Here is a 13,320-nt window from a genome sequence, read left to right as displayed (position 1 = left end):
TGACGATTACCTGCGTAGCCAGGGTGTGCTGGTCTGATTGATGGAGTTGCCTGGCCATCTTGTATGGCTGGGCCGGCCTCTTCGCGGGCATGCCCGCTCCCACAGGGACTGCGTAGCACTTGAGGCCTATGCAAATCCTGTGGGAGCGGGTTCACCCGCGAAGAATCCACCGCCGATCCCACAGGCTGGCACTGCCCGACGAATAATTCGTTAGCCTGCTTTCATTTCCTTCGCGCAACGGCCATGATGGGGCCACGCCCAACCGCCCGCCCGCGAACGTGCCCATGACCGCGCAACAACCCGCCCCCGCCAGCAACACGCTGCACATCACCCTGCAGATCCTGTCGATCGTTTTCTACACCTTCATTGCCTTCCTCTGCATCGGCCTGCCGATCGCCGTGCTGCCTAGCTATGTGCACGACCAGCTGGGGTTTGGCGCGGTGGTCGCCGGGCTGACCATTGGCCTGCAATACCTGGCCACGCTACTCAGCCGCCCGTTTGCCGGGCGCGTCGCCGATACCCTGGGGGGCAAGCAGGCCATTCGCTTCGGCTTGCTGGGGATTGCCGGCTGCGGGGTATTGACCCTGTTTTCTGCCTGGACCCTGACGCTACCGCTGCTGAGCCTGGCGCTGTTGCTCGGCGGGCGCCTGCTGCTGGGCCTCGCCCAAGGGCTGATCGGCGTGGCCACGCTGAGCTGGGGCATCAGCCAGGTCGGGCCCGAGCACACCGCCAGGGTGATTTCCTGGAACGGTATCGCCTCCTATGGCGCCATCGCCATTGGTGCCCCCTTGGGTGTACTGGCCGTGGACGGGCTGGACTTCAGCGTGCTGGGGCCGGCATTGCTGGTGCTGGCGGTATCGGCCCTGCTGGTACTGCGCAAGCGGCCGGACGTGGTGGTGGTGCGTGGCGAGCGCCTGCCCTTCTGGTCGGCCTTCGGCCGGGTCGCACCCTGTGGCCTGGGCCTGACCCTGGCCTCTATCGGCTACGGCACGCTGACCACCTTCGTCACCCTGTATTACCTGGAGCGCGGCTGGGCGGGCGCGGCATGGTGCCTGAGTGCCTTTGGCGTGTGCTTCATCATTTCCCGGCTGCTGTTCGTCAACGCGGTCAACCGTTTTGGTGGCTACAACGTGGCGGTCGCGTGCATGGCCACCGAAGTGCTCGGCCTGAGCCTGCTGTGGCTGGCACCGTCGCCGCCGTGGGCGCTGATCGGTGCCGGGCTTACCGGTTTCGGGCTGTCGCTGGTGTACCCGGCGCTGGGGGTGGAAGCGATCAAGCAGGTGCCCAGCAGCAGCCGCGGCGCAGGGCTGGGTGCCTACGCGGTGTTCTTCGACATGGCCCTGGCCATCGCCGGGCCTGTGATGGGCGCGGTGGCCGCTCACCTGGGTTATGCCTCGATCTTCTGCGTGGCCGCCCTGCTCGCCCTGGCGGGTGTCGGCCTAACGCTGTTGCTGGCGCGGCGCGCCGCTCGCGGCTGAACGCTCGGCCGGCTGCGGCGCGCCCAACGCCTGGCTGAAGAACACCGCGGCTTCACGTTGCAGGGAATGGTGGATGTGCCGACGGTCCACGCCTGCGGCATCCTTGCACAGCGCCGGCATCCGCACGGACTGCTCGGCATCACAATGGGCCATGAACACGAAGTGGCCGGCGCCGGCCAGCAGGCGATAGTCCGGTGTGACCGGCAACTTGCGGGCCAGGGCTTCGGCGTTGCGGTCCACCGCCACCAGCTGGTCGCTGTCGCCACTGTAGATCAGCGCCGGCACCTGCACCCCGGCCAAGGCATGGCGCCCGAACAGCAGGCTAAGCGGTGCCATCAGCATCACCGCCCCCACCCGCTGGTCGGCCTCTGGCACCAGCTCGCTGCGGTCGGCAATCAGCACACCGTGTGTCCTGCAGGCGTCGGCGTCGTTAGGGCGCTCCAGGCAGTACTTGCGCAGGCGGTCCAGATCGGGGCGCGCGCCCGAGAGGATCAAGGCGGTTTCACCACCGGCCGAGTAGCCGATCACCCCAACCTTGCCACCGTTCAGGTAGGGCCCCAGCAAGGCATCATTGCGGGCGGCCGTAATCGCGGCACTCACTTGCAGCGGTCGGCCATACAGGTTGCTCAGGGTGCCCAGGCGGCTGTGGTCGCGGGCGTTGTCGCCGGGGTGCACCACCGCCACCACGATGAAGCCCTGGCGCGCCAGCGACGTCGCCAGGTAGTGCAAGGCCAGCGGGCTGCCGGTATTGCCGTGGGACAGCACCAGCAACGGGAACTGGCCCAACGCTACCGGCGCCTCCTCATTCACGTCGATCGGGTAGCCGTCTATCCGGCTGCTGCGGGTATTGCCGATGGCCGGGTAGAACGCCAGCGCCTGCATGGGCCGGGCGTCGACCGGGTCGGCCAGGGTCATGTGGTGCAGGCCGGCAACCCAGGGCGCGGCCTCGGCTTGGGCCAGCAGGCTGCCGAACAGGGCCAGCGCCAACACGCAGCGTGGGAGAGTCATCGGCCGGCGGTTCCTTGCAGGGCGAAGAGATAGCCCAGCATAGAACCGCCCTGGGCTGCACCGGATGAAACCTGGATGAAACCGAAGTCATGCACTTCACGCCCGCGCCCTATGCATTTGCGCTTTTCGTCGAACCCGTGGCATAGATGCAGGTCCACGTCTCTACGTGACTGTTTCGCGCCAATGAAGGAGATTCATGCATGAGCAAGCCCGCTTACGTGCCACCCAAGGTCTGGCGCAACGACGCAGCGTCCGGCGGCCAGTTCGCCAGCATCAACCGCCCGGTTGCCGGCCCGACTCACGACAAGGACCTGCCGCTGGGCAAGCACCCGCTGCAGCTGTACTCCCTGGCCACGCCCAATGGCGTCAAGGTCACCATCGCCCTCGAAGAGCTGCTCGCGCTGGGCCACCCGGGCGCCGAATATGATGCCTGGTTGATCCGCATTGGCGAGGGTGAGCAGTTCTCCAGCGGTTTTGTCCAGGTCAACCCCAACTCGAAGATCCCCGCCCTGCTCGACCGCAGCGTCGAACCGCCGGTGCGGGTGTTCGAGTCGGGTTCGATCCTGCTGTACCTGGCAGAAAAATTCGGTGCCTTGCTGCCGAAAGCGCCAGCTGCACGCACCGAGAGCCTGAACTGGCTGTTCTGGCAGATGGGGGCGGCGCCCTACCTGGGCGGTGGCTTTGGCCACTTCTATGTGTATGCGCCGGAAAAGTTCGAGTACGCCATCAACCGCTTCACCATGGAGGCCAAGCGCCAGCTGGATGTGCTCGACCGGCGCCTGGCCGAAAGCCGCTACCTGGGCGGCGAGGAATACAGCATCGCCGACATCGCCGTGTGGCCGTGGTATGGCCAGCTGGTGCGCGGCAACCTGTATGGCGCGGCGGAGTTCCTGGCGGTGGACGAGTACCCACATGTGCAGCGCTGGGCCGAGGAGATAGCCTTGCGCCCGGCGGTGCAGCGTGGCACACGGGTGAACCGGACCTGGGGGGATGAGGCCAGCCAGGTGCCGGAGCGGCATGCAGCGGCAGACCTGGACGGTTGACGCGGCACCCTTGTGGGAGCGGCCTTGCGTCGCGAAAGGGGTGCGAAGCGCCCCCAGGGTCTTCGTATGACAGTGAAATAATTGGGGCCGCTTTGCGGCCCTATCGCGACACAAGGCCGCTCCTACAAGGGTTCGCGCCGGGCTTAAGAGGCTCGACAATGCCCGCCTGCAAAAAACCATTTGCCCCCGCGCAAACCTGCGCCCGCCAAGCCCTTCTTGTACACTCCTCGCATTAGCCCCCACCTGCACATTTTTTTGGTGAACGCATGATCGAGGTAACCGAGGTTTCCATTGCCGAGCTGCGCGACGCGCTCGAGTCGGGCCGCACGACGGCGGTCGAGCTGGTCCAGGCCTACCTGGCGCGCATCGATGCCTACGATGGCGCCGACACCGCCACTGCCCTGAACGCCGTGGTGGTGCGCAACCCCGAGGCGCTGAAAGAGGCCGAAGCCTCCGACGCCCGTCGTGCCAAAGGCCAGGTCCTGAGCCCGTTGGACGGCATCCCTTACACCGCCAAGGACAGCTACCTGGTCAAAGGCCTGACCGCTGCCTCCGGCAGCCCGGCCTTCAAGGACCTGGTGGCCCAGCGCGACGCCTTCACCATCGAACGCCTGCGCGCCGCCGGCGCCGTATGCCTGGGCAAGACCAACATGCCGCCCATGGCCAACGGTGGCATGCAACGCGGCGTGTATGGCCGCGCCGAAAGCCCGTACAACGCCAACTACCTGACCGCACCGTTCGCCTCAGGCTCGTCCAACGGTGCCGGCACCGCCACCGCTGCCAGCTTCAGTGCCTTCGGCCTGGCCGAAGAAACCTGGTCCAGCGGCCGTGGCCCGGCGTCCAACAACGGCCTGTGCGCCTATACCCCGTCGCGCGGGGTGATTTCGGTGCGTGGCAACTGGCCGCTGACACCGACCATGGACGTGGTGGTGCCGTATGCCCGCACCATGGCCGACCTGCTGGAAATCCTCGACGTGGTCGTAGCCGACGACGCTGACAAGCGCGGCGACCTGTGGCGCCTGCAACCTTGGGTGCCAATCCCGGCGGCTTCGACGGTGCGCCCGGCTTCGTACCTGGACCTGGCCGTGGATGCCAGCGCGCTCAAAGGCAAGCGCTTTGGCGTGCCACGCATGTACATCAATGCCGATGCCGAGGCCGGTACTTCCGAGAAGCCTGGCATCGGCGGCCCGACTGGCCAGCGCATCAACACCCGCGCCACGGTGATCGACCTGTGGCAGCAGGCCCGCCAGGCACTGGAGGCGGCTGGTGCCGAAGTGCTGGAAGTGGACTTCCCGCTGGTGTCCAACTGCGAGGGCGACCGCCCGGGCGCACCGACCGTGTACAACCGCGGCATCGTCAGCAAGGAGTTCCTGCATGACGAGCTGTGGGAGCTGTCGGGCTGGGCCTTCGATGACTTCCTGCGCGCCAACGATGACCCCAGGCTCAACCGTCTGGCCGATGTCGACGGGCCGCAGATCTTCCCCCACGACCCGGGCACCCTGCCCAACCGTGAGGACGACCTGGCCGCCGGCATGGACGAGTACGTCAACATGGCCAAGCGTGGCCTGAAGACCTGGGACCAGATCGAGACCCTGCCCGACGGCCTGCGCGGCCTGGAGCAGACCCGCAAGATCGACCTGGAAGACTGGATGGACAACCTGGGCCTGGACGCGGTGCTGTTCCCCACCGTGGCCGATGTGGGCCCGGCCGATGCCGACGTCAACCCGGCATCGGCGGACATCGCCTGGAGCAACGGTATCTGGGTGGCCAACGGCAACCTGGCGATCCGTCACCTGGGCGTGCCGACCGTGACCGTGCCGATGGGCGTGATGGCCGATATCGGCATGCCGGTGGGGCTGACCTTTGCTGGCCGGGCTTACAGCGACAATGCGCTGCTGAGCTTTGGTGCGGCCTTCGAGGCGACCGGGTCGCGTCGGATGATCCCACCGCGTACCCCGGCCCTGGGCTGAGTACTGGGGCTGCATCGCCGCCTATCTACCTCGATCCATGCGCAATTCCTGTAGGAGCGGCCTTGTGTCGCGATAGGGCTGCGAAGCAGCCCCAACAATCTGAGCTTGTACGCTGAAATCCTGGGGCTGCTTCGCAGCCCTATCGCGACACAAGGCCGCTCCTACAGGGCTGTGCAGTCCACAATAGATCGTAAAATTCAACTTTATGTGTAAAAATACACAAAACGTTGATTTTACGATCTGCCATGCCTATCACCCCAAGCGAAGAACGCCAGCTCACCCTCACCGTCCTCAAGGCCGCCATCCAGGCCCTGGGCAGCGTTGCCGCGCGCAACATGGAAATCCTCCTGCACGACCTCGACCACCCGGAACACTCCGTGGTGGCGATCGTCAACGGCCATCTTTCCGGCCGCAGCGTCGGTAGCCCGATCCTCGCCGCCCCTGAACAGGACCTGGGTTTCAAGGCACTGATGCAGACCTCGGCCGATCAGCACGGCTGTGAGCCGGTGGTGCTGCCCGATTACCCCACCACGCTGAAGGGCCGCACGCTGCGCAGCGCCACGGCCATCTTCCGAGACAGCAGCGGCCACCCCTTCGCCAGCCTTTGCGTCAACACCGACGTCACCGGCCTGGATGCCGCCATGAACTTTCTCCAGCAGTTCCAGCCGCTGGGGGCCACACCTGCCGTCAGTGAGCCCGCCGACATGGAACTGCTGATGAGCGAGATAATCCAGGCATCCCTGCAGCGCAGCGGCCAGGGGCGGATGAACAAGCAGGCCAAGGTCGAGGCCGTGCGCGTGATGCAGGAGCGTGGCCTGTTCATCGTCAAGGGCGGCGTGGAAAAGGCCGCCAGCGCCCTGGGTGTGACCCGCTACACCGTTTACAACTACCTCGAGCAACTGCGCGGAGCCAGCCAATGACCTTGCATATCCATACCCCCCTGATCGAATCCCGCCCGCTGTCATTGGCCGCGGGCAGCAACGTCTGGCTCAAGCTCGATGCCCTGCAGCCCTGCGGCTCGTTCAAGCTGCGCGGCGTGGGCCACGCCTGTGAGGTGCACCATGCCCGTGGCGCGCGGCATTTCGTGTCCTCCTCGGGCGGCAACGCCGGCCTGGCAGTGGCCTATGCCGGGCGCAAGCTGGGCGTGCCGGTGACCGTGGTAGTGCCCGAGACCACCACCGAGCGGGCCAAGGACCTGCTGCGCCTGGAGGACGCCAAGGTGGTGGTGCATGGCAGCTCCTGGCAGGAGGCCAACGCCCTGGCGCAGACCTTGGTCGGCCCGGATGACGCCTTCATCCACCCATTCGACGACCCGCTGCTGTGGACCGGGCATGCCAGCCTGGTGGATGAAGTCGCCGAGGCCGGCGTGAAACCGGATGCCGTGGTGTTGTCGGTAGGCGGCGGTGGTTTGCTCAGTGGTGTGGTCGAGGGGCTACAGCGCAACGGCTGGGGCGATGTGCCGGTGCTGGCGGTTGAAACCGAGGGCGCGGCATCGCTGCATGCGGCCATGCAGGCGGGGCATTCGGTGGAGCTGGAACGGATTGCCTCGGTGGCGACCTCGCTGGGGGCCAAGCGTGTGGCTGACCAGGCGCTGGTGTGCGTGAAGGAGCATCCGGTGCACAGCCATCTGGTCACTGACCGCGCTGCGCTGGAGGCGTGCGAGCGGTTCCTGCTGGACCATCGCGTGCTGGTGGAGCCTGCATGTGGGGCGGCTTTGGCGTTGGCCTATGCACCGGGCGCCCTGGCGCAGTACCAGAATGTGCTGGTGGTGGTTTGTGGCGGGGCTACCGCCACGCTGGAGCAGATCCAGGCGTGGTTGCAGCAGGTTGATTGAGGTTGCCTGTACCGGCCTCTTCGCGGGTAAACCCGCTCCCACAGATTGGACTGCACAGGATTGAAGTAGCAACAGGACTGTGCAAGGTCTGAAGCAAGCGCAGTCCCTGTGGGAGCGGGTTCACCCGCGAACACGGGCGTAGCCCGTGCCATCCAGCACAGAACGTTGCTCATCGGATTCTCCTTGCGGCACCCGGTTGCTGATTACGATAGTCACATGCCGCTGTTCTACTGAGCCCGCCGCAACCGGAAAAATCCTCTCGCAACAGCGTCAACCACGACGAAATGCGTAACCCACCCTTTCGGTCTGCGGCAAGTGAAGGCACAATGCGTGTCCTTTTTTTGGCCGGCCTGGCCGGGGGCCTTTAAATGATCAAGACGCCGTACTACCTCATCGATAAAACCAAGCTGCTGGGCAACATGGAGAAGATCGCCTACGTGCGCGAACACTCCGGTGCCAAGGCGCTGCTCGCCCTCAAGTGCTTTGCCACCTGGTCGGTCTTCGACCTGATGCAACAGTACATGGACGGCACCACCTCTTCGTCGCTGTACGAGCTCAAGCTCGGCCGCCAGAAGTTCGCCGGCGAAACCCACGCCTACAGCGTGGCCTGGGCCGACGACGAGGTCGAGGAAATGCTCGATAACTGCGACAAGATCATCTTCAACTCGATCGGCCAGCTGCAGCGCTTCGCCGAACAGTCCGAAGGCAAGGTCCGTGGCCTGCGCGTCAACCCGCAGGTCAGCAGCTCCGACTACCTGCTGGCAGACCCTGCCCGCCCGTTCAGCCGCCTGGGCGAATGGGACCCGGCCAAGGTCGAACAGGTGATCGAGCAGATCTCCGGCTTCATGTTCCACAACAACTGCGAGAACGGTGACTTCGGCCTGTTCGACAAGATGCTCACGCACATCGAAGAGCGCTTCGGTCACCTGCTGCACAAGGTCGAGTGGGTCAGCCTCGGTGGCGGCATCCACTTCACCGGTGAAGACTACGCGCTGGACGCCTTCTGCGCGCGCCTGAAAGCCTTCTCGGAAAAATACGGCGTGCAGGTGTACCTGGAGCCGGGCGAAGCGGCCATCACCAACAGCGCCTCGCTGGAAGTGACCGTGCTCGACACCCTGTACAACGGCAAGCACCTGGCCGTGGTCGACAGCTCGATCGAAGCGCACATGCTCGACCTGCTGATCTACCGCCTCAACGCCAAGATGGCCCCCAACGACGGCGCGCACACCTACATGGTCTGCGGCAAGTCGTGCCTGGCCGGTGACATCTTCGGCGAATACCAATTCGATCGTCCGCTGGCCATCGGTGATCGCCTGTCGTTCGTCGACGCGGCGGGTTACACCATGGTCAAGAAAAACTGGTTCAACGGTCTGAAAATGCCATCCATCGTGGTCAAGCAACTCGACGGCAGCGTCGAAGTGGTGCGCGAGTTCGGTTTCGAAGACTACGTTTCCAGCCTGTCGTAAGACCGGCTTTCAGTAAGGAGCAAGGGATAAATTGAAGAAGAACGTTCTTATCATTGGTGCAGGAGGTGTCGCCAAGGTGGTGGCCCACAAGTGCGCGCAGCATAACGACGAACTGGGTCGTATCGCCATCGCGTCACGGAACATCTCCAAATGCCAGGCCATCATCGACAGCGTCAAGGCCAAGGGTAGCCTCAAGGTACCCGCCGACATCCAGGCCTTCTCGCTCAATGCCCTCGATGTCGAGGCAACCAAGGCGCTGATCCGCGAGACCGAATCGCAGATCGTGATCAACGTTGGTTCCGCCTTCCTCAACATGTCGGTGCTGCGTGCCTGCATCGATACCGGTGTCGCCTATCTGGACACCGCCATCCACGAAGAGCCGGGCAAGATCTGCGAGACCCCGCCGTGGTACGGCAACTACGAGTGGAAACACCTCGAAGAGTGCCAGGCAAAGAACATTACCGCCATTCTCGGCGTCGGTTTCGACCCGGGTGTGGTGAACAGCTACGCCAAGCTGGCGCAGCAACAGTATTTCGACAGCATTGACTCGATCGACATCCTCGACGTCAATGCCGGTTCGCATGGCAAGTACTTCGCCACCAACTTCGACCCGGAAATCAACTTCCGTGAATTCACCGGGCAAGTGTGGAGCTGGCAGAACAGCCAGTGGACCAGCAACACCATGTTCGAGGTCAAGCGTACCGACGACCTGCCGGTGGTAGGTTCGCAGAACCTGTACCTGACCGGCCACGATGAAGTTCACTCGATTTCGAAGAACCTCAACGTGCCGAACGTGCGTTTCTGGATGAGCTTCGGCGAGCACTACATCAACGTGTTCACCGTGCTGAAAAACCTGGGCCTGCTCTCCGAGCAACCGGTGAAAACCGCCGAAGGCCTGGAAGTGGTACCACTGAAAGTGGTCAAGGCCGTGCTGCCGGACCCAGCCTCGCTGGCCCCGGGCTACACCGGCAAGACCTGCATCGGTGACCTGGTCAAGGGCACCAAGGATGGCCAGCCGCGCGAAGTGTTCATCTACAACGTGGCCGACCACGAAGAAGCCTACGCCGAGACCGACAGCCAGGGCATTTCCTACACCGCCGGTGTACCGCCAGTGGCTGCCGCCCTGCTGGTCGCCCGTGGCGAGTGGGATGCCAAGCGCATGGTCAACGTCGAGGAGCTGCCAGCCGAGCCGTTCCTCAAGGCGCTGGACGTGATGGGCCTGCCGACCCGCGTCAAGGATGAAAAAGGCGATCGTCCCTGGGACGCTGAAGCCTAAGCAGCAAGACAGAGGGGGCGCCATCAAGGCGCCCCTTCTGTTTTTGCAGGCCCGGCCTCTTCGCGGGCACGCCCGCTCCCACAGGGTTTTCGCCGGCCTCAGGTGGGGCCCTGTGGGAGCGGGCGTGCCCGCGAAAGGGCCGGCACAGGCTGACCTCTACTTCCGAGCCTCCAGAATCAGGTTGAACGGCGTCTGCGTCGCCCGCCGGAACCGGCCGAACCCCGCCTCCTCGAACACCGCCCGCAACCGCGCTTCCCCCGCCTGCGCACCCAGCCCCAACCCCACCTCCTGCGACAACGAGTTCGGCGTGCAGATAAACGTCGACGCCGCATAGAACAAGCGCCCGACCGGTGTCAGGTTGCCCTCCAGCGAATCCTCGGCATAAGGCTCCACCAGCATCACCGTGCCGTCGGCCTTCAACGCACGGTAGGCATGCTTCGCAGCCCCCACCGGGTCGCCCATGTCGTGCAGGCAATCGAAGAAGCACACCAGGTCATGGTCATGCCCCGGGTAGTCCTTGGCGCTGGCCTGCTGGAAGCTCACCCTCCCCGCCAACCCCGCCTCGCGCGCACGCTCGTTGGCGGTAGCGATGGAAGGCCCGTGGTAGTCGTAGCCGACGAAGGTGGATGCCGGGAACGCCTGGGCCATGACCAGCGTGGAAGCGCCATGCCCACAGCCCACATCCGCCACCTTGGCGCCCGCCTGCAGCTTGGCCACCACGCCCTCCAGCGCCGGCAGCCATTCGGCTACCAGGAAGGTGCGGTAACCCGGCCGGAAGAACCGTTCGGTGCCGCTGAACATGCAGGGGTGATGGTCGCCCCAGGCCAGCCCGCCATCGCCGCGCATGGCCGCGACCAGCTTGTCCTTGTCGTGGAACAGCGCGGCCACCACCGCCGCACCACCGGCCATGTAGGCCGGGGAATCCTCCAGCGCCAGGGCCATGGCCTGCTCTTCGGGCAACACGAAACGGCCCTTGTCATGCACCATGTAACCCGAGGCGGCCTGGGCGTTGAGCCATTCGCGCACCAGCCGCGGGTGGCAGCCGGTCTTTTCCGCCAGCGCCTCTGGGGTGGTCGGCTGGCTGTCGGCCATGGCCCGGTACAACCCCAGCTCGTCACCGAGAATCACGTTGGCCAAGGTCGCCGCCGCGCCCATGTCGCCCACCAGCTTGCCCATGAAGTCGTGAAGCCTTGCCTCGTCCATGACCTGCCCTCCTCTGCAAAGAAGGCCATCGCCAGCGAGGGACATCCGCTCCGGGGAGGCGGTGGTCGGTTGAATGGTATGGGCCTGTCGAGCGTTGCCCGATGCAGGCCACTTGTAAGTCTAGATGCCTCGATCAGAGGGCTTTGCCTGCCCGGCCAACTTTTCCAGCAGTACCTTGGCCAGCGCCTTGTCCGAGAACGGGTTCTGCCCGGTGATCAGTTCGCGGTCCACCACCACATTCGGTTGCCAGGCCTTGGCGTAGCCCATGTCGCCCCCTGCCATTGCCATGGCGGTGGCCGGGTAGAACAACAGCCGCTGGTCCTTGAGCGAAGCTTCGAACACCTGCTCCTCCGGGTCGGAGAAAATGGTCATCTTGTAACCCTTGTACAGCCAGTCATTGGCTGCCGGCTTTTCACCACGCGCCAGCGCCGACTGGTAGCTCGCCGGGTCCTGCTGGGCCGAGAGCAAGGCGATGGGGCCGTGGCAGATGGCGGCTGTAGGCTTGCCGGCCTGATGGAAATGCCGCAGCAAGGCGCCCACGTCCGGGTTGTTGGCCAGGTCGATCAACGGCGCATGGCCGCCGGGGATGAACAGCCCGGCATAGCGGCCCAGGTCACCTGCCAGGACCTCTTTCACCGACAGGGTATCGTCAATGCCCGGCAGGCCTTGCACGACTTTCTCGATCCGGCGCATCTCCACCGCATCACCGGCAAAGTAGCGCGGGTCGATCGAACGCTGGTCGACGCTAGGGGCATTACCTTTGGGGGTTACCAGCACCAGCTTGTAGCCAGCCTTGAGCAATTGGTCGGCAGGCACGCCGAACTCGTTGAGGTAGTAGCCAGTGGCGTAGCGCTTGCCGTCCTGCAGGGGCAGCTGGTGCTCGCTGGACAACAGCACCAGCGCCTCTCCCTTGGGCGCAGCGTGGGCGCCGGCGGCAAGCAGGGTGCTGGCAACAGCCAGGGCAAGCCGGGACATCTTGATCATGCAACAATCTCCTGATCAGGCAAAAAGAGCGGTCCGCTCATGTCGGCGGGATGCGTTCATGCTAATGGCAAGGCTATGATTCGATAATTCGAAAGTTCTCATGTCTGCGATCCAGAAAATGAATATCTCCAGCAAGGACCTCAACCTGCTGTACCTGTTCCATGTGCTGTATCAGGAACGCAACGCCACCCTCGCCGCCCAGCGCATGGCGCTGAGCCAGCCCGCGCTCAGCCACAAGCTCAACAAGCTGCGCCATCAGTTTGGCGACCCGCTGTTCGTCCGCGCGCCCAGGGGCCTGACCCCGACGCCGCGCGCCCACGAACTGGCGCCCGAGGTAGAACGCCTGGTAGTGGGCCTGGAAGGTTTCTATGAACGCTGCGAAGGGCAGGACTTCCTCGCCCGCCCTGCCCGCCTGCACCTGTACAGCACCGACTATGTAGAACAGACGCTGTTGCCCAGGCTGCTGCCGATCCTGCGCAGCCAGGCACCGAACCTGACGCTGGTCACCCACAACACCCGTGGCCAGCTCCCTCGCGAAGAGCTGGAGAAAGGCACCTGTGACCTGGCCGTTGCCGGGTTCTATACCGACCTCCCGGAAACCTTCCACCAACAGCGCCTGCTCACCGAACACTTCGTTGTGCTGGCCTCGCGCAGTCATCCAGCCGCGGACCAAGGCCTGGGCCTGGATACCTTCCTCGCCAGCGACCACCTGCTCACCACCCTCACCGGCGACCTCGATGGGCTGGTCGACCGCGCCTTGCGCAGCCAGGGCATGCAACGACGGGTCGTGGCTGGCCTGTCGAGCTTCGTGGCCCCCACGCGCCTGCTGCGCGGCACCGACCTGCTGCTCACCTGCCTGAGCTCGCTGGCCATCGAAGCCACCGAGCGTGATGACGACCTGCGCATGTACCCGCTGCCGCTGCCATTGCCCGCAATCGAGGTGATGCAGATATGGCATGAACGCACCCATGCCGACCCGTTGCGGCGCTGGTTCCGCCAGCAGCTGTGGAACGTCGCCCAGGTAGCAGCGGCCTGCGCAAGTAACAATATCTAAACAA

At 64.8% G+C, this 13,320-nt stretch carries 11 protein-coding genes; 8 read left to right on the top strand and 3 right to left on the bottom strand.

Annotated elements, in window-relative coordinates; genetic code table 11:
• Positions 1-284: 284 nt before the first annotated feature.
• The gene (locus tag C163_RS11950) at positions 285-1,478 is read left to right on the top strand and encodes an MFS transporter (protein ID WP_025338971.1); all 1,194 of its coding nucleotides are present in this window, start codon (positions 285-287) and stop codon (positions 1,476-1,478) included.
• Here C163_RS11950 and C163_RS11945 read toward each other — a convergent pair.
• Positions 1,440-2,486 carry a dienelactone hydrolase gene (locus tag C163_RS11945; RefSeq protein ID WP_025338970.1) on the bottom strand — a complete coding sequence of 349 codons (1,047 nt, stop codon included), beginning with the start codon at positions 2,484-2,486 and terminating at the stop codon, positions 1,440-1,442. The two genes, C163_RS11950 and C163_RS11945, sit on opposite strands and share 39 nt — an antisense overlap.
• A 200-nt stretch (positions 2,487-2,686) precedes the next feature.
• Here C163_RS11945 and yghU point away from each other — a divergent pair, with 200 nt between their 5' ends.
• From yghU to C163_RS11915, 6 genes are all read left to right on the top strand, one after another.
• Positions 2,687-3,529, top strand: coding sequence for a glutathione-dependent disulfide-bond oxidoreductase (yghU, locus tag C163_RS11940; RefSeq protein ID WP_025338969.1), 843 nt, complete (start codon positions 2,687-2,689; stop codon positions 3,527-3,529).
• A 266-nt stretch (positions 3,530-3,795) separates the two neighbouring features.
• Complete coding sequence (locus C163_RS11935; protein WP_025338968.1) at positions 3,796-5,499, top strand: amidase; 1,704 nt, start codon at positions 3,796-3,798, stop codon at positions 5,497-5,499.
• 245 nt (positions 5,500-5,744) lie between these two features.
• Positions 5,745-6,419, top strand: coding sequence for a transcriptional regulator (locus tag C163_RS11930; protein WP_025338967.1), 675 nt, complete (start codon positions 5,745-5,747; stop codon positions 6,417-6,419).
• Positions 6,416-7,333, top strand: coding sequence for a pyridoxal-phosphate dependent enzyme (locus C163_RS11925; protein ID WP_025338966.1), 918 nt, complete (start codon positions 6,416-6,418; stop codon positions 7,331-7,333). The genes C163_RS11930 and C163_RS11925 overlap by 4 nt, the downstream gene beginning before the upstream one ends.
• A 368-nt stretch (positions 7,334-7,701) precedes the next feature.
• Complete coding sequence (gene nspC, locus C163_RS11920; protein ID WP_025338965.1) at positions 7,702-8,799, top strand: carboxynorspermidine decarboxylase; 1,098 nt, start codon at positions 7,702-7,704, stop codon at positions 8,797-8,799.
• Between the two features lie 31 nt (positions 8,800-8,830).
• Complete coding sequence (locus C163_RS11915; protein WP_003248123.1) at positions 8,831-10,075, top strand: saccharopine dehydrogenase family protein; 1,245 nt, start codon at positions 8,831-8,833, stop codon at positions 10,073-10,075.
• 156 nt (positions 10,076-10,231) lie between these two features.
• On the opposite strand, the gene C163_RS11910 is transcribed toward C163_RS11915, so the two are convergent.
• Together C163_RS11910 and C163_RS11905 are read right to left on the bottom strand one after the other, a co-directional pair.
• Positions 10,232-11,278, bottom strand: coding sequence for a class I SAM-dependent methyltransferase (locus tag C163_RS11910; protein ID WP_025338964.1), 1,047 nt, complete (start codon positions 11,276-11,278; stop codon positions 10,232-10,234).
• A gap of 120 nt (positions 11,279-11,398) precedes the next feature.
• Complete coding sequence (locus C163_RS11905) at positions 11,399-12,262, bottom strand: type 1 glutamine amidotransferase domain-containing protein (protein ID WP_025338963.1); 864 nt, start codon at positions 12,260-12,262, stop codon at positions 11,399-11,401.
• Positions 12,263-12,380: 118 nt separating this feature from the next.
• On the opposite strand from C163_RS11905, the gene C163_RS11900 reads away from it, so the two are divergent.
• Positions 12,381-13,316, top strand: coding sequence for a LysR family transcriptional regulator (locus C163_RS11900; protein ID WP_025338962.1), 936 nt, complete (start codon positions 12,381-12,383; stop codon positions 13,314-13,316).
• The last annotated feature ends 4 nt before the right edge of the window (positions 13,317-13,320 follow it).

Source organism: Pseudomonas sp. FGI182 (assembly GCF_000511325.1).
In the GTDB taxonomy this organism is placed as follows: Bacteria; Pseudomonadota; Gammaproteobacteria; order Pseudomonadales; family Pseudomonadaceae; genus Aquipseudomonas; species Aquipseudomonas putida_Z.
Note: the sequence above shows the minus strand (reverse complement) of the source record. Positions and strands in the feature narration are given on the sequence as shown.

Coding starts and splice junctions, on each gene's coding strand:
- C163_RS11930 (WP_025338967.1), top strand. CDS start 5,745: ATGCCTATCACCCCAAGCGAAGAACGCCAGCTCACCCTCACCGTCCTC.
- yghU (WP_025338969.1), top strand. CDS start 2,687: ATGAGCAAGCCCGCTTACGTGCCACCCAAGGTCTGGCGCAACGACGCA.
- C163_RS11910 (WP_025338964.1), bottom strand. CDS start 11,278: ATGGACGAGGCAAGGCTTCACGACTTCATGGGCAAGCTGGTGGGCGAC.
- nspC (WP_025338965.1), top strand. CDS start 7,702: ATGATCAAGACGCCGTACTACCTCATCGATAAAACCAAGCTGCTGGGC.
- C163_RS11935 (WP_025338968.1), top strand. CDS start 3,796: ATGATCGAGGTAACCGAGGTTTCCATTGCCGAGCTGCGCGACGCGCTC.
- C163_RS11950 (WP_025338971.1), top strand. CDS start 285: ATGACCGCGCAACAACCCGCCCCCGCCAGCAACACGCTGCACATCACC.
- C163_RS11925 (WP_025338966.1), top strand. CDS start 6,416: ATGACCTTGCATATCCATACCCCCCTGATCGAATCCCGCCCGCTGTCA.
- C163_RS11900 (WP_025338962.1), top strand. CDS start 12,381: ATGAATATCTCCAGCAAGGACCTCAACCTGCTGTACCTGTTCCATGTG.
- C163_RS11945 (WP_025338970.1), bottom strand. CDS start 2,486: ATGACTCTCCCACGCTGCGTGTTGGCGCTGGCCCTGTTCGGCAGCCTG.
- C163_RS11905 (WP_025338963.1), bottom strand. CDS start 12,262: ATGATCAAGATGTCCCGGCTTGCCCTGGCTGTTGCCAGCACCCTGCTT.